Raw genomic sequence first — 19,019 nt, forward strand, 5'->3', positions numbered from 1 at the left:
ACGGTGCGCATCTGCTGGGGCGACGTCGGTGTCGTGCTCCCCAGAGTGCGCCGCGCGCAGGGGCGGCGGTATCCGTAGGACTACGTAACCTGCGGGGCGGAGGCGTACGTCGCCTCGTACCAGGCTGCGATCTGCGCGCGCGACGAGAAGCCGAGCTTGCCGAGGATGCGCTGCACATGCGTGTCGACGGTGCGCACCGAGAGCACGAGTTCCCCGGCTATGTCGCGGTTGCTCATCCCGCGATGGATGCGCATCGCGACTTGCGTCTCCCGGGCGCTGAGTCCGCCCGCAACCGACGTCTTCGACTCGAGTGCGAACGCGACCACCTCGCCGGGATCGAGACCTCCGCCGGCACCGAGGAGCTTGTCGTACCGCTGGACGCCGAGCTGTCGGCGCAGTTCAGCGATGCACCGGTCATGATGAGCCGAGAGCTGCGGCCCCATGACGGTGATCGCCGACCCGATCAGACGCCAGCGGGCCTCGGTCGCGCCGAGCACGATCGCGGCCCGGTCCGCGAGGCCGCGCTCTGCGTCGACCCAGCTGAGCACCTCGAGCATGAGGCACTCGCCGACGGGATCGTCGAAACCGCGTTCCGTCAGAATGCCCTCGCGTGCGAATCGCTCCGCTGCATCCAGATCACGTTCGACGAACGCGGCGAGGCCGAGCGACCACAGCGCGTGTGACCGCATCCACGTCTCGCCCACCGACTCGGCGTAGGCGAGCGCGTCCCGCCCCGCTCGAGCGGCGTCGGGCTCGCGAAGGTGACTCAGTGCCGTGGTGAGCTGGAACTGCGCAAGGAGGGCGTGCTCGGGGTGTCCGCACTCCTCCGCAACGCGGATCGATGCTTCGAACTCGCCGGCGGCATCCAGCGGCCGGCCCGAGAACATCGCGTGCGTGCCGCGCCAGCGGTGGATCTCCACGCGGATCGTGGCTGCGCGATCCGCCGTGAACGCGGCGTCCGGCAGCGGGCCGTCCGCCTCGTCGAGTCGCGTCTTCGCCTCGTCGAGGTCTCCTTGCAGCAGGCACAGCCAGGCGGCGTTGACGAGCGCCGGGACGCGGTGGGTGGCAGAGCCTCCCGGCAGCGCGAGCACTCGTGTCGCCCAGCCGCGTCCCTCGGGAAGGAACCCGCCGACCGCCCAGTGGTAGCGCAAGTCGGAGAACAGCGCGAGGGCGGTGTCGGTGTCGATCGCCACGGCCATGGTGAGAGCGGACTGCAGTTCAGCGCGGTCGGCACGCAGCCTAGCGAGCACGGCAGCCTGTCCGGGTCCGTACCAGCCCACCCGTGACCTCGCCGCGACGGCGGCGAAGTGGTCGAGGTGGCGCCGGGCAAACGTGGGCGAGCGGCCATCCTCCTCGGCGCGCTCGCGCCCGTAACCGCGGATCGTCTCGAGCATGCGGAATCGCCCGGTCTCGCGATCCGCCTCGACGACGGACTGCGCGACAAGTTCGTCGAGGGGGTCGACGATGTCGTCGATCGTGTAGCCGCCGACCGCTGCGGCGGCCGCGAGGTCGAAGGGACCGGAGAAGACTGCGAGGGCACACCAGAGCTCGCGCTCCTCGGGCGAGCAGAGATCGTAGCTCCAGTCGACGACTGCCCGGAGGGTGCGCTGGCGCCCGACGGCACTGCGGGAGCGACCGCGGAGCAGCGTGAAGCGGGAGGACAGGCCGTTCGCGAGCTCAGCGATCGAGAGCGTGCGAAGGCGCGTCGCCGCGAGCTCGATCGCGAGCGGCAGCCCGTCGAGGGATCGGCACAGCTCGACGGCGGCCTCGGCGTCCGCTTCCCCGAGCTCGAACGCGACGTCGGCGGCCTTCGCGCGGGCAACGAGGAGCGACACCGCCTCGGACGGCCCCTTCGGCGCCGCCTCTACCGACAGCGGTGGCACCGGGTACACCAGTTCGCCGTCGAGCTCGAGAGGTCGGCGGCTTGTGGCGAGTACGGTGAGCTGCGGGAGTGCGAGCAGCAGTTCGTCGGTGAACGAGGCAGCCGCATCGATGAGCTGCTCGCAGTTGTCGAACACCACGATGGCGGAGGTGTCGCGAAGGGCGGAGACAACGACCTCGAGCGGATCGCGCGAAGACTGATCGGCGAGCTTAAGGGCGCGCACGACCGCGAGGGGCACACGCAGCGGATCCTGCACGGACTCGAGCGGGACGAACCAGCAGTCGATGCCGTGGCGCTCGGCGAACTGGTTCGCCGCGCGCACCGCGAGCCGCGTCTTGCCGGCACCGCCGACGCCCGTGAGGGTGACCAGCGACGAGGCGTCGAGCAGCGACTGCAAGGCCGTCAGCTCGCGGTGGCGACCGACGAACGCGCTTCGCGGTTCTCTGATCATCACGGCTCCAGGCGTCCTCGCCCAAGACGGGGCGGGTGCACCCGGCGGGTCGATTATCGCAGTGTTCCGGGCTCTGGTCGCGAGCAGTCCCCGGAGGACGGGTCTGGAGTTCGCCGGAGCCTGCGAATGCCCTCGAGTGTGCTCGGCTCCGGCCGGTGCACGCCGCGCGGCCGGTAGCCGAGGGCGTCCGAGATGCCCGCGAGGTCGGCGAGGTACCACAGGATCGCGAGCCACATCTCGGTGCCCTGGAGGCCCGGCTCGGTCTCGGTGAGCCCGCGCGTCGCAGCAGTCGGCTCGCGGAATGCGAAGCCCGCACCCGGCTCCCAGGTCGCCGGCGCGTCCGCCAGCAGCCGAGCGGCGAGTCTTCGCACCTCGTGGTCGCGGTAGCCGGTCCCGCGCGTGAGCCACAGCGGGTGCGCCACGTCGAGCACGTTGCACGCGTTCCGCGCGCCGGGAGCGAACCAGCGCGGGTCGCGGGTATGCCGCAGCACCGTGTCGATCACGCGCTCGGGGTGCGGGAGCGGCACGCCGAACTGCGCGAACGTGCCGCGCGATGCCCGGTAGAAACCGTTCACGACAGGGAGCAGCCCACGGTCGGGCGTGGCCGACCCCCACATGCCCGTCTGCGGGTCGGAGTTGAGGAGCAGCCAGCCGAACAGCGCCTCCTCCACACCCGCCGGAATCGGATGCCCCGCCCGCTTCGTCCACAGAATCGCCGTGCCGAAGCCGTCGATGTGGTGCCCGGCGCCCCATGCGTCGGTGGCCCACGGCAGACTCTCGCAGAATTCGACGACGCGATCCGGCGTCGCTGCCGTGACCCAGGTGAGAGGAGCAGGAAATGCGGACCCGAGCAGATCGAGCGCGTAGCCGGTGCTCAGCACGTGGTACGCGACGTCCTCGTGAGAGAACCCGAGGCCCGCCTGCTGGCGCCCGTCCGCATCGAGGGGAGCGACCGCGCCGGTCGCGGAATCCTGCCACCCCCGTAGCCGGCGGATCTGCGTGTCGACCGACGACTGCGGCGGCGCCGTGCCGAGCAGCATGTCCGCGATCTCGATCGCGTCGGCCTGCGCCCGAACGCTGGGGGCGGCGCCGGGGCGGTCTGCGAAGAGCCCCAGGTCGTCGTTCCACGCGCGCTCCAGGACGACGGATGCCTCGTCCCTCGCACGTGCGGCCAGCTCGGCGACGCGCTCGGCCAGTCCGGCCGTGTCGTCGGTCGCGGGCCCGGCCACCGGGGTGGGAGCGGGCTCGGCCGTCGGTGGGGGAGCGGTCACGGTGTCGCCGACAACGGTGGGGGCGGACCCGAGGCCTGGCCTCGCTGCCGTTGTGAACCCGTGCTCCGGGGTCGGCGCAGAGTCGGGCTCCGGCGTGCGCGCGGGCTGCGCCTCGCGCTCGACCGCCTGCGTCGCCAGCGCGGCGAGCACAGCAGGCGGTGTCTCGACGGGCTCGCGTGGCTCGGGCGACTCCGGTCGGTCCTCGGTGCCCCGGGCGGCAGCATCCGCCGCCGCATCCGGGTGGATGCCGGTGTCATCGGGCTCCACGCGCCAGCGGATGAAGCGCGCGGGGTTGCCGCCGACGACGGCGCCGGCGGGCACGTCCTTCGTGACGACGGCGCTGGCGGCCAGCACCGAGTGCGATCCGACGCGGACGCCGTCGAGGATCACGACGTGCGAGCCGATCCAGACGTCGTCGCCGATCTCGATGCCCTGGGAGGTGAGTGGCTGACGGAAGACGGGCGTGCCCGACTCCATCGAGGGGTTGAAACCCAGGATCGACGTGTGCGCGCCGATGCGCACGCCGTCGCCCATCGTGACGCGGCCGCGGATCACCGTGTACGGGTTGATGCTGCAGTCGGCGCCCGCGCGGAGGTCGCCCGTGAGGTAGGCGCCCGCTGCGACGTACGTGCGGTCGCCGAGGCGCAGTGAGTCGTTGTCGATCGAGGCGAGCTCGGAGAGGAAGCACTGCTCGCCCAGCTCATGATCGCGGCGGCCGGCGACGACGGTCTGCTGGAGGACCAGTTGCGCCTCGCGTTCGGACGGACTCGCCTCGCTCCAGAAATCCCAGGGGGAGTATTCGTGCGCGGCGATTGCGGGAGTCATGGAGGGGCTGACGGGAATCGAACCCGCGCTGTCTGCTTGGGAAGCAGAAGTTCTGCCATTGAACTACAGCCCCAGTGCCTTGAAATTACTGGGATCGAGAATCCCCGTCAAGGCTGGGTGTACACATCGGTGTGCACATGAGCGTGGGCGCCCGTCTAGCGGGTGCCACGACTCCACCTTACCCGTTGGACTTGCGCAGGCCGCGCTTCACAACCGCTTGCGCCAGCCAGACGGGGATGATGCGGCCCTCTCGGCAGAGCTGAGGTCCGCGATCCGTGGTCTCGCATGAGCTCGTCGATCGATGCGCTGGAGGCGCTAGAGGTGCCGGCGGAACCGGGACGAGGACGAGCCCCCGCGCATCCTGGCCGAGGTGCTCGCCGACCCCGTGGTCTGAACGCCAGCCGGTTCTCGAGACGCCGACGGGCATGCCCCTCACAAGCGCATGCGCCCCCGCGACAGGCCGACGGCGCCGGCCCATGTGCCCGGGATCGCGGGCACATGGGGGAAAGCGCTTGCTACCGCTCCCTTCTGCTTCATAAGCTTGGTGCAACCCGGTGCCGTGCTCGATGGCTTGCGCGGTCCGGTCGCCGGTCCCCAACGCAAAGGAGCGCGGATGTCGCACGGTGAAGGTGCATGGATGCCACCCGCGGAGGTCGAAGGATTCGCGGCGCGGTCGGCGGCAGGGAGACGGACACTCCATCTTCTGGCGGCGACGTTCACGGCGATCTGTCTCGTGCTTGGGATGGTCGCCGCATCCGCAGGTGCCGGCCATGCGGCGACTGTCGATGGTGTCGTTGCGGACACCGCTTCGGTACGTCAGCAAAGCCCCGGCACAAGTTTCGGCACCGCTGAGACGGTCGTCGTTCGGAACGACGTCGTGTACGGGATCGCCGAGAACGTCATTCAGGACGACGCCTGGGTGCGCACGACGACTCCGACCGCGAACTACGGGACGACGGCGAATCTGGTCATCGGAAAGGGCGGGCACGCCTACTTCCGGCTGGATGTCTCGGCGATCGACGAGGCGGATCTGTCCGCGGTGGTTCTGAACCTCACCAAGTACAACAACGCAGCCGACGTGACGGCGGTGCGGGCCGGCGAGTTCCTCAGCAACGGCGGCGCAGCGACGACCACGCGGTGGAGCGAGACATCGGTCACCTGGAACACCCGTCCCCTCGACGTTCCCGGTTCCCCGGTCGCACGGGCCTCGGTTGCGCAGGGCAACACCAACGTGCCTTTGGATGTGACCGAGTTGGTGAAGGATGCGAAGGCCGACGCTGCCGAGGCGCTGACCATCCACATCACCACCGAAAAGGTCGATGACCTGAACGTCGCGGGCACCGACATCTACTCCACGCGCGCGACGAACCCGCTGACGGTGCCGTGGGTCGAGGTCTCTCACACCACCGACGTGGTCGCGGTGGATTATCCCGTTGCGCAGCGATTCGCGGACTACCGGACGAACGCGCACACCGCCCAGGACGTGGTCCGGATCGCGGCCGGCGATGGCCGCTACCTCACCGTCAACGACGCGACCGGCGCCATCGGGCTGACCAGCGTCGCCGACGAGGCGGGGTTGTTCGCGGTCTACGGCTACGACTACACCGCATCTGAGTATGCGGGCACCGGCGGCGGGCAGCAGACCACCTACGCCATCCGGAGCTTGACCAACGACAAGTTCCTGACCATCCAGAACTACGGCACGGCAGGCGACCAGCCGTACTACAACAAGGCGGAGTCGAACTACGTGGTGTCGGCGACAGCGCCAGTGGTCGCGTGGAACGAGCGGTTCTCGCTCACCGGCACACCCGACACGGGCCAGTACATGATTCTCAGCCACCTGAACTCGCTGCGCGACGGCGCCGAAGGTGCGACCTCGCCGACACGCATGACCGACACGGCGATGGTGATCACTCCCGGGGACCGACAGACACACTGGTACGGGTTCGAGTCGGTGGACACCGAACTCCTCGAGGTACACCAGTCGGTCGCGGGCACGTCGGCACGGCTCACCTGGATGCCGGTGGCCGGTGACCAGGATGCTGCGCATTACCGGGTCGACGGCGGCACGGGCGTCACCGTCAGCGACGGCGTCCTGACTGCCACCGTCGACGGCCTGGCCGCCGGTGAGCATACGATCACCGTAAGTTACGACGACGGCTCGGACGTGCTGACGGACGACGTGCGCGTTCGAGTGTTCAGCCATCCCGGCGTCTCGCTCACCACGGAGCAGCTGACCGCTATGCGGGACCGGATCGCTGCGAAGGCCGAGCCTTGGTACTCCGACTACCTGCGGATGAAGAACACCGTTCCCAACTCGCTGGCGTCGCTGGACTTTCAGGTGGTGGCGCGCGCCGGCGTGGGCCGAGGCACTCCGGCCGGATCCGGCAACATCAAGGACTACGAATACTCGAGCGCGGCAGCGTACTTCCACGCGCTGCAATGGGTGATCACCGGGGATGCCCGTCACGCCGACAAGGTGGTCGAGATCCTCAACGCCTGGTCGTCGACGCTGACTCAGATCGACGGCCGCGACCAGATCCTCGGCGCCGGTCTGTCCACGCTGAAGCTCATCAACGCCGCCGAGATCGTGCGGTACTACGACGGCGGCTACACCGGTTATGCCGATGAGGACTTCGCCTCGTTCCAGAAGCTGATGCGCAACGTGGTGTATCCGGTGATCCAAGACGCCGGCGCACCCATGATCGCCAACGGCAACTGGGATGGGGCGGCGATCGTCGCCGTCGAGGCGATCGGGGTGATCACTGACGACGCCGCGATCTTCGATGAGGCTACTTCGATGTATCAGAGCCCCTACATCAATGGATCTCTGGAGAACTACGTCACCGACTGGGGTCAGATCCAAGAGTCCGCCCGCGACCAGGCACACGCGCAGCTGGGCATCGGCCTGATGGCGGACGTCAGCACGATCGCCGGGAACCAGGGCGTGGACCTGTGGTCGCTGGACGACAACAAGCTGGCTCGTGCGTTCAACTGGGTGGCGGAGTACAACCTGTTCCATGGTGAGGGCACGCTGCGCGCCGAGCCGGTGGAGAACGTCTTCGGACGCACCGACGCGAACGCGTACTGGGACGAGATGGACGAGCAGTCCATCCTGCGCGGGCAGCTGCGTCCGGTCTATGAGGCGGCGCTGGCACACTACTCCAAGGTCGACGGGGTCGACGTGACGTGGCTGGCGCGAGCGGCGAAGGCCATGCGGCCGCAGGGTCTCGTGCACTTCGACAACCTCAATTTCGACACCTTGACCATGTACGACGGTGAGCCGACCGCGGAGCCGACCCCGTACTTCCAGCTGCGGACGATGCTGGCACCGTGGTACCAGCGGACCTGGCCGGAAGTCGCAAAGTGGGGCACTGTGCTGCAAAGCGACAGAGCGCTTCAGGACGGCGGGGTTCTGCCGGCCGGGTACACGACGGAGACGCTCGAGTCCTACTTCGCGGTGCAGCCCGATGGAACGATGGCGCTCGGTGCGATGCAGGAGGACGCCCCGTACTTCCGCCTTGTCACGAACCCGGACGAGACGTACTCGATCCAGGAGGTGTCCACCGGGCGTTTCCTGGGAGTTGCGGCGACGGTGGTCGACGGGAAGAACGTCATCACGGCAGCCAGCCTGGTCGCCGGCGACGCGGAGAAGTTCCAGCTGCGCACGACCGGCCTGGGCCGGTACTACCTGGTGCATGGCGGACGACTGGTCGAAGCGACCGTCGAGGGGTCGGTGGACGCCCCGCGGGATGCCACCGTGGCGTTGCGCCTGGGAACGCAGCCGGAGACGCTGAGCACCAACACCACACCGGTGAACGCGCTGCTGTTCTCTTACGGCGACGCAGACACGATCGACAAGGCCTCCGTGACGGCGCACGACTCGTCGATCACCACAGCGGACTCATGGAACCCGGTCGACAACCTGGAGGCTGCGACCGATCAGGCCGGCGATGAGGTGACGGATCTGACTCAGATCGCGGTGTCGGGAACGGTCGATGTGACCACGCCCGGCGCGTATCCGATCACGTACCACTCAGGGACGGCGTCGGCGACGGTGATGGTCACGGTGGTCGCCGCCACCGCCCCCACCGTCGCGATCACCTCCGGGGGTGGAACGGTCAGCCGGGCGGCGCCGCTGAGGGTGTCGGGGACAGCCGACGCCGGCAATACCGGATGGGGCGCGGCCGGCGCAAAGATCACGGTGGAGATCCGTAACGCCAAGGGCGCCGTCGCGTTGACCGGCGAGGCCGCCGTCGATGCCAGCGGCGCCTGGTCGAGCACACTGAACGTGTCGAAGGTGCCGGCCGGTTCCTACGTCATCGCCGCAATCGCCACGTCGCGCGGTGGCGGGGCGGCGAAGGCCGAGGCGGCGCTCAGGCTGAAGAAGTGAGGCCACGCCACCGCGGCGCCGGGCACCCCGCAGTTGTCCAACGACAACGGGGACGAGGACAGCAGCTCCTGGTCACGATGAACGCTGGTCCCGCTCGGAGCAGTCGGGCGATCGCCTTCGGGGCCGTGCTCGCGACCCGGCGCACCCGGCGCGTCTGACGCTCGTCGAAGCTCCCCGCGGGCGAGGGAGGTGCGGCATCCGCCCTCCCTCGCCCCGCCGATCAGCCGGCGTCCGCCGCCGCGCGGAGCGCCGCCACATCGATGCGCCGCATTCCCTGCAGCGCCGTGCCCGCGCGCATCGCGCGCTGCGGGTCGGAGTCGCTGAGCAGGTCGACGAGGGCACGCGGCACGACCTGCCACGACAGGCCGAAGCGGTCGGTGAGCCAGCCGCACCGGCCCTCCTCGCCGCCACCCGAGGTGAGTTCGTCCCAGTAGCGGTCGACCTCCGCCTGATCGGCGCAGTCGATCACGAACGAGACCGCCTCGGTGAAGTGGAATTCCGGACCGCCGTTGAGCGCGAGGTGCGGCTGGCCGTCCAGTTCGAAGGCGGCGGTGAGAACGAGCCCGTCGGGACCCATGCGGCTCACGTCGGTGATGCGCGAGTTCGGGAAGACAGACACGTAGTACTCGGCAGCGTCGAGGGCCTGTCCGTCGAACCAGAGGTTGGGGGTGATGCGAGGCATTTCGGTTCCTTCCGTCTGGCCGCCCCTGCGCGGATCGCGTCAGGTGTGCGGCGGTTTCATCAGGGAGTCGGAGCCGATCCGCCGTTCTCGACATCCGTGGGCGAATCGATTCCGGAATTCTTCGGAACCCCTGACGCGAGACGGGATGCCGTATCCTGCAGGTAGCGGCGTTCCGCCTCATTGGCGGTGCGTGCCGCCGCCGCGAGGAACTCCGCCGTGGCGAGCTCCGCGTCGCCGCCGAGCTCGTGGAGGTGCGCCCGCACGGCGTGCACGCGGTGATGGTCGCCGAGGACGGCGGCTGCGGCATCCGTCGCCGCCAGCCCCGCCGGGATGCCGTCGGTCATCGCGATCGCGACCGCGCTGTTCAGCCCGATCATGGGGTTGTCGCTCAGCCGCGCGAGCGCGCGGTAGAGCCCGGCGATGCGCCGCCAGTCGGTGGCGGCGTACGTCGCGGCCTGATCGTGCACCGCCGCGACCGCCGCCTGCAGCTGGTACTCGCCGACGTCGCCGCGGCGCATCGCGTCGGTGAGCAGCACGACGCCCTCAGCGATGAGCGCGGGCGTCCACCGCCGGCGATCCTGCTCCGACAGCGGCACGAGCCGGCCTGCCGCGTCGACACGCGCCGGCCGGCGGGCCTCGGTGAGCAGCATGAGAGCGAGCAGCCCTGCGACCTCGGGCTGGTCGGGAAGCGACGACTGCAGCATCCGTGTCAGCCGGATCGCCTCGCGGGCGAGGTCCGGACGCACCAGCTCGTCGCCCTCGCTCGCGAGGTAGCCCTCGTTGAACATCAGGTACAGCACGTGCAGCGCCGAGCGCATGCGCTCATGGCGGGCGTCGTCGGGTGGGGGCTCGAATCGTCCGCCGGCCGCCCGCAGCGTCGCCTTGGCTCGGCTGATCCGCTGCGCCATCGTCGGTTCCGGCACGAGGAAGGCCGCCGCGATCTCGCGCGTGCTGAGCCCGCCCACCGCACGCAGGGTGAGCGGGATGGCCGCCCCCGGCGTGAGCGCGGGATGGCAGCACAGCAGCACGAGGGTGAGCGAGTCGTCGGAGTCGCCGTGGCCGACCTCATCCGCGGCCGGCGCGGCACGGTCCTCCCACGTCTCCCGTTCACGACGACGGCGCGCGGCGGCCGAGCGGTACGCATCGACGAGGCGCCGCGAGGCGACAGTGACGAGCCAGGCGCGCGGATCGTCGGGGATGCCTGCCGGCCACTGCTGCGCGGCGGCGAGGAGCGCCTCCTGAACGGCGTCCTCAGCCCCGTCGAAGTCGCCGTGATGAGCCGCGACGATGGCCAGCGCCCGCGGCCCCTGCTCGCGCAGCAGCCGTTCGATCCGCGGATCGGTGCGCGCCTCGGTCAAAGGTCGTCGGTGGAGGGGGCGCCCATCACCTGGCGTACCTCGATGTGCTCCTGGATCGGCACGCCGCCGGGCCCCGGTGCAGCGGAGACCAGTGCCGCGATCTCGATGGCGCGCTCCCACGAGTCGACGTCGACGAGACGATACCCGGCGAGGAGCTCCTTCGCCTCGGCGTACGGGCCATCGGTCACGACGGGTGGTCCGCTTCCGTCCGAGGTCACGAAGCGTGCGGCCTCCGGACCGGCGAGGCCCACCGCGTCGATCAGCTCGCCGAGCTCGGACAGGCGATCGCTGACCTCCCGCTGGAACGCGATGTGCGCGTGGATGTCGCCGGGCTGCCACTCCGAGATCGGCGGCGCCCCCGACCCGGTCGGTGCGTAGTTCTGGAGCAGCATGAAGCGCATGCGGTCATCCTCGCACGGCGGCATGGCCTCGGGACCGTGGACCAGTCCTCGGTGGCCTGGCGGTTTTCGCTGTGGCCCGCGCCGACCGGCCTCGGACGTTACGCTCCGCTCCGGCGCGCGCAGGCGGAGCAGTGGGACAAACTGCTGGCGGATAGCCCCAGGAGCGCCTTCACGCGGACGATCCAGTTGATGGAACGACAGGACTCGTCACGGTGCGGGGCCCGGTCATGCGGACTGCCTCTGGGTGGCGGCGCCGATGGAGGTGCTGGCGTGGCGGGTCGTCGTGTGGAACTGCACCGTCGAAACGACGCGGGTGACCTCGTCGACGATCGACGTACCCATCCGACGTAGCTCGTTGCCCGTTGCTCCGGCGATATGCGGGGTGAGAATGACGTTCTCAAGGTCCCACAGTTCGTGATCAGCAGGGAGCGGTTCGGGGCTGGTGACATCGAGCACCGCCTCCAATCTGCCGCGACGCAGGTGCGGCAGCAGCGCGTCATGGTCGATGAGGGCGCCGCGAGCGGTGTTGACCACCACCCCGCCGTCGCGCAGCCGATCGAGCTCCCGGGCGCCGATCATGTGGTGGGTTTCGGTGGTCTCCGGCGCATGGATGGACACCACATCGGACGCGGTCATCAGCTCGTCGAGCTCCACCTTCTGCGCGCCGAGTTCGGCGATGTCCGCGTCCGTGGCGTACGGGTCGTAGACGAGCACCTTCATGTCGGTGTGCACGAGCAGGCTCGCGACCCGGCGGCCGATGCGTGAGGCGCCGACCAATCCGACCGTCGCTCCGTAGTTGCCGGTATCGCGCAGCTCCGCTTCCCGGTCGATGTGGGTGCGGCGACGACGGTACAGTTGCTCGGCGAAGCGTGCGCGCTTGTTGACGAGCAGGATCATCGCGAAGGCGTACTCGGCCACGGCCTGAGCGTTCGCTTCCCCGGCGTCCGCGCAGACGATGTTGCGGCGGCGGGCCTCGTCGGGAGGAAGGATCTGCGCAGCGGAGCCGCCGGCGAACAGCACCGCCTGCAGATGCGGCATCCGATCCAGCAGCTGAGGCGACAGCTGCGGGGAGCCCCACCCCGCCAACAGGATCTCTGTCTTTTCGAGCACGGCCAGCGACTCGGGGCTGTCGAACTCGGTCAGTACCCCGTCCTTGAGCGCGACGAGCTCAGCCAGTCGCTCCCGCTCGTGGCTGAAGAGATCGTCAGCGAGGGCGGCCGGTCGCATCGCGAAAGCTGCGTGCGGCGGCCTCATTTGAGCGCCCCGAGCGACACGCCGGTGCGCCAGAAGCGCTGCAGCAGGAGCATCACAGTGGCGAGGGGGATCACCGACAGCAGCGACCCGGTGATCACGATGCTGGTGAAGTCGATGGTGCTGGCATTGCTGACCTGGCTTTGACGCAGCCAGTTGTAGAGGCCCAGCGTCATGGTCCAGTTCTCGGGGGACTGCAGCATCGTGAGCGGCAGGAAGAACCCGTTCCACGAGGACACGAATGCCAGAAGGAAGATCGTCGCACCAGCGGTCGGGAGCATGCGCACCACGATGCTGAAGAAGATCCGGGCCTCACCGGCTCCGTCCAACCGGGCAGCCTCAAGAAGCTCGGGAGGGATGCTGGAATCGATGTAGACCTTGGCGAGGTACACGCTGAACGGGCTGATGAAGGTGGGGATCAGCACCGCCCACAGGGTGTTCGTCAGCCCGATGCTGGCGAACAGCAGGTACAGCGGAAGCGTCAGCATCGAGTAGGGGATCAGAAACGACCCCACCACGAGGGCGAGAGCGGCGCCCCGGCCGCGGAAATGGAACCGGGCGAGGCCGTAGCCGGCCATCAGGGCGATCAGCGTGCCGATGCCGGCACCGACGACGGCGAACAGCAGCGAGTTCGCAGTCCACCGCAGGAAGATGCCGTCCTGGTACTCGAAGATCTGCTGCAGGTTCGCCATCAGGTTGAACTCTGCGAACCACAGTCCGTTGGAGAGGAGAAGGTCTCTGGAGTTCTTCGTCGAGTTCACGATCAGCCACCAGACAGGGGCGACCGAGTAGATCAGGAAGATGACCAGTCCGCCGACGACGATCAGGCGTGTGGCACGTGGCAGCGAGCGGTCCTCTCCGCCGGCCCGGCCCTTCGTGCGGGGTCGGACGGAGGGGAGGGTGGTGGTGGCGCTCATACTGCGGCCTCCCGGTTCGTCAGGCGGTAGAACGTTACGGATGCCACGCCGACGACGATGGCGAGGATGACCGACAGTGCGGCGGCGTAGTTGTAGTTGCTCTGCTGGAACGCGAGGTTGTAGATCATCATGATCGGGGTGAAGTCGGCGGTGACCGTCTCAGGCGAGGTGACCCGGAACACCAGGGGCTCCGCGAAGATCTGGAGCATGTGGATGATGGACAGCATGCCGGTGAGGACCAGGGCGCCCCGGACGTAGGGGATCTTGATGGACCATGCGATGCGGAACTCACCCGCTCCATCAAGCCGAGCCGCTTCGAACAGGTCCCGGGGAACCGAGCGCAGCGAGCCATAGATGATGAGCATGTTGTAACCCATGCCCGCCCAGGTGAGGAGGTTCCCGAGCGCCACCCACAGCAGTTGGGGGGAGAACATGTTGACCTCGAGTCCCACCCAGGCGGCGACTTCGGTGATCGGACCCAGTCGCGGCGAGTAGAGATACAGCCACACCAGGGTGGCCGTGATGGCGGGGACCATGTAGGGCACCAGCAGGCCGAGGCGGAAGGACTTTGTGCTGCGTCCCGTGACCAGATCGAGCAGCAGCGCGACCACGAGGCTGAGGCCGAGCATGATCGGGATCTGCACGAGCCCGAAGATCGCCACCCGCAGGATGCTGGCCCAGAACGATTCGTCGGCGAAGCCGAGGAGGTAGTTCTCGAATCCCACGAAGGTGCGCACGGCCCCGCCCAGACCCGCGCCGGAGCGCTTCTGCGCGAACAGGCTCTCCACCACGGCGTAGACGAACGGGATGACGAACACGAACGCGAAGCCGATGAAGAAGGGTGCGGTGAACACGGCGCCCTTCAGCCCGGTGACGTTGACACGCCGCTTGCGTTCGGTGGCCATTGCCGGTCGCGGTTCTCCCGAGGGAGTGCGGGCGGTGTGGCTCGCTTCATGCTGGTGCGCCGCGCGCACCTTCGTGTCGATCATCAGTGTCAGTCCTCGGTGACCGAGATTCCCTGCTGCGTGAGGTCGTCGACGATCCATTCCTGCAGAGCGGGCGCGATGTCGACGGTCTTCATCTCACCGGCGACCGCCTTGCCCCACAGGTCCTGCAGCTCGGTGAACGCACCGGCCCAGTTCGGTCCGTACGTCCAGTCACCGAGCTGGGTGTCGACGGCGTTGAGGACGACGGGCTCCCACTCGGAGGCGTGGTCGCCGATCAGTGCGATCGGCTCTGTTGCGGCCACGTACGACTGCGGATCGGTCACGGCCGGGAAGTACGACAGGCCGGTCGCGGGGCTCGCGAGGGCCTCCACCGACGCCTGCTCCGTGGAGAGTGCGTGCGCGGCGAACACGGCGGCGTCGGTGTTCTCGGTCTTGGAGTTGACGGCGAACACGCGCGTGAAGGCGGCGTTCGCCTCGTCACGGCCTTCCCAGTGGAGGTTGGGCACAGGCTCCCACGTGCCCAGGGTCTGTTTGAGGTTCGCTTGCATGCCCTTGGTCTGCCAGGTGGACAGTTGGCGGGACGCGATCTTGCCCTCGTCGTAGGACTGCATCATCGCTGCGTACTCCGCGTAGGAGATCTTGGAGAACAGGTCGTTCGAGAACGCCTCGTCGAAGTACTCGGCAGCGCGCTGGGTTCCGTCGCTGTCGACGTTCACCTGCCACGTGTCGCCGTCGAGCTCGTACCAGCGCGCTCCCGCTTCCCACGCGAGGTAGATGAACGTCGTCGGATCCTCTCCGGCGACATTGAAGATGTTGATCCCCTCGGCGGCCAGCGTTTTGCCGGCCTCGAGGTACTCCTCATAGGTCTCGGGGTACTCCAGACCGCGGTCCTCGAAGACCTTCGAGTTGTAGAGCATGAAGGTCGGGATGTCAGCCGCCGGGACCGCCCATTGACGCTCGCCCGTCGTGACGGCTTCGTTGACCACGTCCGAGTAGTCCGGCTCGATGCTCTCGTAGTACGGGGTCAGATCCGTGGCGATTCCGTCGGCGATGAACGACGCCAGGTCCGCGGTCTGCGTGATGAACAGGTCGGGTCCGTTGCCTGCCGCGTAGGCGTTGCGGACGGCCGTGTTCAGATCGGTCGTCTCCACGAACTCGATCTCGATGCCCTCCTCCGAGTGGGCGGCGTTGAACGCGTCCACGGCCGGCTGCAGGGCGGCGTTGTCGTGCCAGATCGTGACGGTGACCGGGTCGCCGGTCCACTCGGTTCCGACCTCGATCTGCTCCGAGGTGGGCTCAGCGGCCGGCTCGTCAGCGGGGGTTCCGCAACCAGCGAGCGCGATCGCACCGATCGCGCCCACAGCAAGGAGCGCTGTCGTTCGTACCTTCATTGATCTTCTCCTCATCAAGAGATCGACCGGCCGGTGGGGTCCGTCCGGGGTTCGACTCGGTTCGTCCCGATGTCAGCAGTAAAGCTTTTCTGTCCGCTAGGGTAAAGCTTTACCAAGCGATTGTCCATGATGAGACGGTCATGCTTCAGAACCCGGTGAAGGGGGCAGTGATGGCGGCCACGATTCATGACGTTGCCCGCGACGCCCAGGTTTCGATCGCGACGGTCTCGCGGGTGCTGGCGGGCAACTATCCCGTCGCCGCTGCCACGCGCGAACGGGTTCTCGCCTCCGTCGATGCCCTGAACTACGCGGCGAATCCGAACGCCCGGCGGTTGCGTGGCGCTGCACCGAGCCCGGTCGCGGTGCTCCTAGGGAGCATCACCGGCCCGTCGTTCGCGGCCCTCGCGCAGGGCGTCGAGCGCGAAGCGCGGATGCTCGATCGGATCTGCCTGATTGGCGTTACCGGGGGAGATGCGGAGCGGGAACTCGAGTTGGTCGAGGCAATGCGCCGTCAGCAGGCGTCAGCGATCATCCTCCCAGGCGGCTATTGGCAGAGCACCGAACACCGGGCTCGGATGGAGCAGTATGCCGATCTGCTCGCTCGCGAGGGGAGCCGGCTGGTGTTGGCAGGCAACCGGACTCTGCCGGGGCATGCCGAAAGCATCATCTCGATCCGCTACGACAACCATGGAGGCGCGAACCGGGTGGCGGGCCGCCTAGCCGCTGCCGGTCACCGACGGGCACTTCTTCTTCCGGGGCCGTTCGCGTCGGACACTGCACGGGAGCGTCTGGACGCTTTCCGGAGTGCTTTCGATGTTCAGCCGGACGCCGAGCTTCTCGTGCGCGAGTCGGAGAGCTTCGACCGCGAACCCTCGAAGGCGGCTGTGCTGGACGTCCTCGATGAGCTTGTTCCCGCCGGAGGGTTGCCGCCCTTCACTGCCATCGTCTGCGGTACCGACCAGATGGCCGCCGGCGTGCTCGAGGCCTTGCGGGAACGAGGACTGCGGTGCCCGGAAGACATCTCCGTCACTGGGTTCGACGACATCCCCTCGGCGCGTGATCTGAACCCCGCACTCACCACCGTTCGCGTGCCCTACGAGGAGATGGGCGCACTGGCAGTGCGACTGGCGCTCGACGAAGCACCGGAGAGCCATCGAGCCCTACTGGAGACGCACGTCATCGATCGCGCCTCCGTTGCACCCCCGAGGAACAACTGATGCTGATACCCCTGTCCAACGAACCGCGCGACTGCGCGTAGGGTCCACCTCCCTCATCGCTGCCGGCCTCAGTGTGCGCTGTGCGGCGACCCAGGGATGCCCGCACGCTCGGAGTGGGTCGCGTAGGTGTGTCGGAGCCAGTGGGTGGTCGCGGCGGGTTCGTCGATCCCTGCCCGTTCGAGCACGGTGCGGAGGTGATCGTTGTCGTCGGTGTTGGTCTGAGGCGACCCGTTCGGGCGGTGCCAGACCAGCCCGTACGGGTTCGGCCCGTCGTCGGTGTCGTGAAGCTTCCGCAGCTGCGCCACCACAGCGGGAGCGAGGGGGATCTGCCTGGGTGTGTCGTTCTTGGGGCGGACCAGCACGAGTCGGCCTTCCAACGGGATGGCCTCCCATGAGTCGGACATCTCGAGGATCCGTTGCGGGCAGTTCCCGGCGCGGATCGTTCCACATGTGCCGCCGCAGCCGTGCCGGAACGAGGCTTCGGTGAGCGACCAGGACAACTCGGCGACACCCCGCTCGAAGTCGATGTCTTCCCACCGCAACGCCATCGCTTCGCCGCTGCGCAGGCCGGTGAGAAGACCGAGCGTGGTCCGGGCATCCTCGATTTGGAGCAGCGCTTCGGCTTGGGCGCGGGAGAACGAGTCATTCGCCTTCCCCACCCGTCCCCGCCGGGGTGCGGCGAGCATCGCCACGTTCTCGCCGCTCACCACTCGCTCGGACTTCGCATACTCGAGCATCGTGACCAGCGTGCGATGCGCGCTGGCGACACTGGAGTACCCGGCACCCGAAGCGCGGATCGCGGCATGCATGCGCCGCACATCCGCGGGGGTGAGCTCAGCGACCACCCTCCGGCCGAGGGAGGGGAGGATCTTGGCCCGCACGTTGGACCGGTAGTTCGTGAGCGTCTTCGGCTTGGCCCGGTCCGCGACATCCGTCAGCCATGCGTCGGCGAGGTCGGCGACCCTGGTAGTGCTGCCCAGCACCCTGCCGAGGGAGTCGCGTTCCCGGATCATCTGGTCGAGCTTCTTGACCGCCTGGTCCTTGCTCCTGGACATCCGCGCCTTCTGCAGCCGTTTCCCGGTGACGTCGTCGAACCCGACGTCGAGCACCGCGCGCCACATCCTCCGGGATTCCACCCAGTACAGGGCGCCCTGGCCGTGCTCGCGGGACTTGGGCATGGCCGCCACGATAGCAACGGTGTACACAAAGGTGTACACATGCAGCCGGTGTCACCGCACGCGCTGTGAAAGAGCCCACGGCGGCAGTCCGCGGAAAATCGACGCTCACGGAAGGCAGCGGAACCGCAACCGTTGCTCGGGAAGCAGAAGCCCTGCCAGCGAACCACAGCCATGGACGCGGTATCTCGTTCGCACGCCTGTTGAAGCGCCCGGCGAGCATGACAGCACGGTCCGGATAGGCTGGCTCCGTGCTGCTGAGTGACCGCGACATCCGGCTCGAGATCGACGCGGGGCGCCTCGCGCTCGACCCGTGGGATCCCGCGATGGTGCAGCCGTCGAGCGTCGACGTGCGGCTCGACCGGTACTTCCGGCTCTTCGACAACCACAAGTATCCGTTCATCGATCCCGCGGAGGACCAGCCGGAGCTCACGCGCCTCATCGAGGTCGATCCTGAAGAGCCGTTCATCCTCCACCCGGGCGAGTTCGCGCTCGGCTCCACATTCGAGCAGATCACGCTTCCCGACGACATCGCCGCGCGCCTCGAGGGCAAGTCCTCGCTCGGCCGTCTGGGGCTGCTGACGCACTCGACGGCCGGCTTCATCGACCCCGGCTTCTCGGGCCACGTCACGCTCGAGCTCTCGAACGTCGCGACGCTTCCGATCAAGCTCTGGCCCGGCATGAAGATCGGCCAGGTCTGCTACTTCCGCCTCACCTCGCCGGCCGAGAGCCCGTACGGCTCGGGCCCGTACGGCAACAGGTATCAGGGGCAGCGCGGGCCTACAGCATCCCGTTCGTTCCAGAACTTCCACCGCAGCGACGTGGGCGCCACGGATGCCGGGAGCCGCGGCGCCTGAC

General features: G+C 68.4%; 13 protein-coding genes and 1 tRNA gene. 3 read left to right on the forward strand and 11 right to left on the reverse strand.

All coding sequences use genetic code 11. The features are described 5' to 3' along the window. Positions 1–80: 80 nt before the first annotated feature. The 3 genes from MRBLWH7_RS14460 to MRBLWH7_RS14470 all read right to left on the reverse strand — a co-directional run bounded on the left by MRBLWH7_RS14460 (position 81) and on the right by MRBLWH7_RS14470 (position 4,502). Positions 81–2,333 carry a LuxR C-terminal-related transcriptional regulator gene (locus MRBLWH7_RS14460; RefSeq protein WP_341995655.1) on the reverse strand — a complete coding sequence of 751 codons (2,253 nt, stop codon included), beginning with the start codon at positions 2,331–2,333 and terminating at the stop codon, positions 81–83. A gap of 53 nt (positions 2,334–2,386) precedes the next feature. Beyond that, on the reverse strand, positions 2,387–4,429 hold the full coding sequence (locus tag MRBLWH7_RS14465; protein WP_341995657.1) for a DapH/DapD/GlmU-related protein: 2,043 nt from the start codon (positions 4,427–4,429) through the stop codon (positions 2,387–2,389). Next, positions 4,429–4,502: transfer RNA gene (locus MRBLWH7_RS14470), tRNA-Gly, on the reverse strand. Before MRBLWH7_RS14470 ends, MRBLWH7_RS14465 begins: the two co-directional genes overlap by 1 nt. Before the next feature lie 540 nt (positions 4,503–5,042). On the opposite strand from MRBLWH7_RS14470, the gene MRBLWH7_RS14475 reads away from it, so the two are divergent. Further along, positions 5,043–8,822 carry an alginate lyase family protein gene (locus MRBLWH7_RS14475; protein ID WP_341995659.1) on the forward strand — a complete coding sequence of 1,260 codons (3,780 nt, stop codon included), beginning with the start codon at positions 5,043–5,045 and terminating at the stop codon, positions 8,820–8,822. A gap of 220 nt (positions 8,823–9,042) precedes the next feature. Here MRBLWH7_RS14475 and MRBLWH7_RS14480 read toward each other — a convergent pair whose 3' ends face one another. The 7 genes from MRBLWH7_RS14480 to MRBLWH7_RS14510 all read right to left on the reverse strand — a co-directional run bounded on the left by MRBLWH7_RS14480 (position 9,043) and on the right by MRBLWH7_RS14510 (position 15,769). After that, the gene (locus MRBLWH7_RS14480) at positions 9,043–9,504 is read right to left on the reverse strand and encodes a VOC family protein (RefSeq protein WP_341995660.1); all 462 of its coding nucleotides are present in this window, start codon (positions 9,502–9,504) and stop codon (positions 9,043–9,045) included. A gap of 59 nt (positions 9,505–9,563) precedes the next feature. Next, positions 9,564–10,862 (reverse strand): DUF6596 domain-containing protein, encoded by a 1,299-nt coding sequence (locus MRBLWH7_RS14485; RefSeq protein ID WP_341995662.1) that lies wholly within the window; start codon positions 10,860–10,862, stop codon positions 9,564–9,566. Next, positions 10,859–11,263 carry a YciI family protein gene (locus MRBLWH7_RS14490; RefSeq protein WP_341995664.1) on the reverse strand — a complete coding sequence of 135 codons (405 nt, stop codon included), beginning with the start codon at positions 11,261–11,263 and terminating at the stop codon, positions 10,859–10,861. The genes MRBLWH7_RS14485 and MRBLWH7_RS14490 overlap by 4 nt, the downstream gene beginning before the upstream one ends. Positions 11,264–11,488: 225 nt before the next feature. Next, positions 11,489–12,283, reverse strand: a complete 795-nt coding sequence (locus tag MRBLWH7_RS14495) for a hydroxyacid dehydrogenase (protein WP_341995666.1) — start codon at positions 12,281–12,283, stop codon at positions 11,489–11,491. Between the two features lie 230 nt (positions 12,284–12,513). After that, entirely contained in the window at positions 12,514–13,431 is a 918-nt protein-coding gene (locus tag MRBLWH7_RS14500; RefSeq protein WP_341995668.1) for a carbohydrate ABC transporter permease, read from the reverse strand. After that, the gene (locus tag MRBLWH7_RS14505) at positions 13,428–14,420 is read right to left on the reverse strand and encodes a sugar ABC transporter permease (RefSeq protein WP_341995669.1); all 993 of its coding nucleotides are present in this window, start codon (positions 14,418–14,420) and stop codon (positions 13,428–13,430) included. The genes MRBLWH7_RS14500 and MRBLWH7_RS14505 overlap by 4 nt, the downstream gene beginning before the upstream one ends. Before the next feature lie 5 nt (positions 14,421–14,425). Beyond that, the gene (locus tag MRBLWH7_RS14510) at positions 14,426–15,769 is read right to left on the reverse strand and encodes an extracellular solute-binding protein (protein WP_341995670.1); all 1,344 of its coding nucleotides are present in this window, start codon (positions 15,767–15,769) and stop codon (positions 14,426–14,428) included. A gap of 140 nt (positions 15,770–15,909) precedes the next feature. On the opposite strand from MRBLWH7_RS14510, the gene MRBLWH7_RS14515 reads away from it, so the two are divergent. Continuing rightward, positions 15,910–16,986 (forward strand): LacI family DNA-binding transcriptional regulator, encoded by a 1,077-nt coding sequence (locus MRBLWH7_RS14515; protein ID WP_341995672.1) that lies wholly within the window; start codon positions 15,910–15,912, stop codon positions 16,984–16,986. 68 nt (positions 16,987–17,054) lie between these two features. On the opposite strand, the gene MRBLWH7_RS14520 is transcribed toward MRBLWH7_RS14515, so the two are convergent. Then, positions 17,055–18,164, reverse strand: a complete 1,110-nt coding sequence (locus MRBLWH7_RS14520) for a tyrosine-type recombinase/integrase (protein WP_341995674.1) — start codon at positions 18,162–18,164, stop codon at positions 17,055–17,057. A 248-nt stretch (positions 18,165–18,412) separates the two neighbouring features. On the opposite strand from MRBLWH7_RS14520, the gene dcd reads away from it, so the two are divergent. Then, the gene (gene dcd / locus MRBLWH7_RS14525; RefSeq protein ID WP_045299427.1) at positions 18,413–19,018 is read left to right on the forward strand and encodes a dCTP deaminase; all 606 of its coding nucleotides are present in this window, start codon (positions 18,413–18,415) and stop codon (positions 19,016–19,018) included. Position 19,019 lies beyond the last annotated feature (1 nt).

The organism is Microbacterium sp. LWH7-1.2 (assembly GCF_038397755.1).
Lineage (GTDB): Bacteria > Actinomycetota > Actinomycetes > Actinomycetales > Microbacteriaceae > Microbacterium.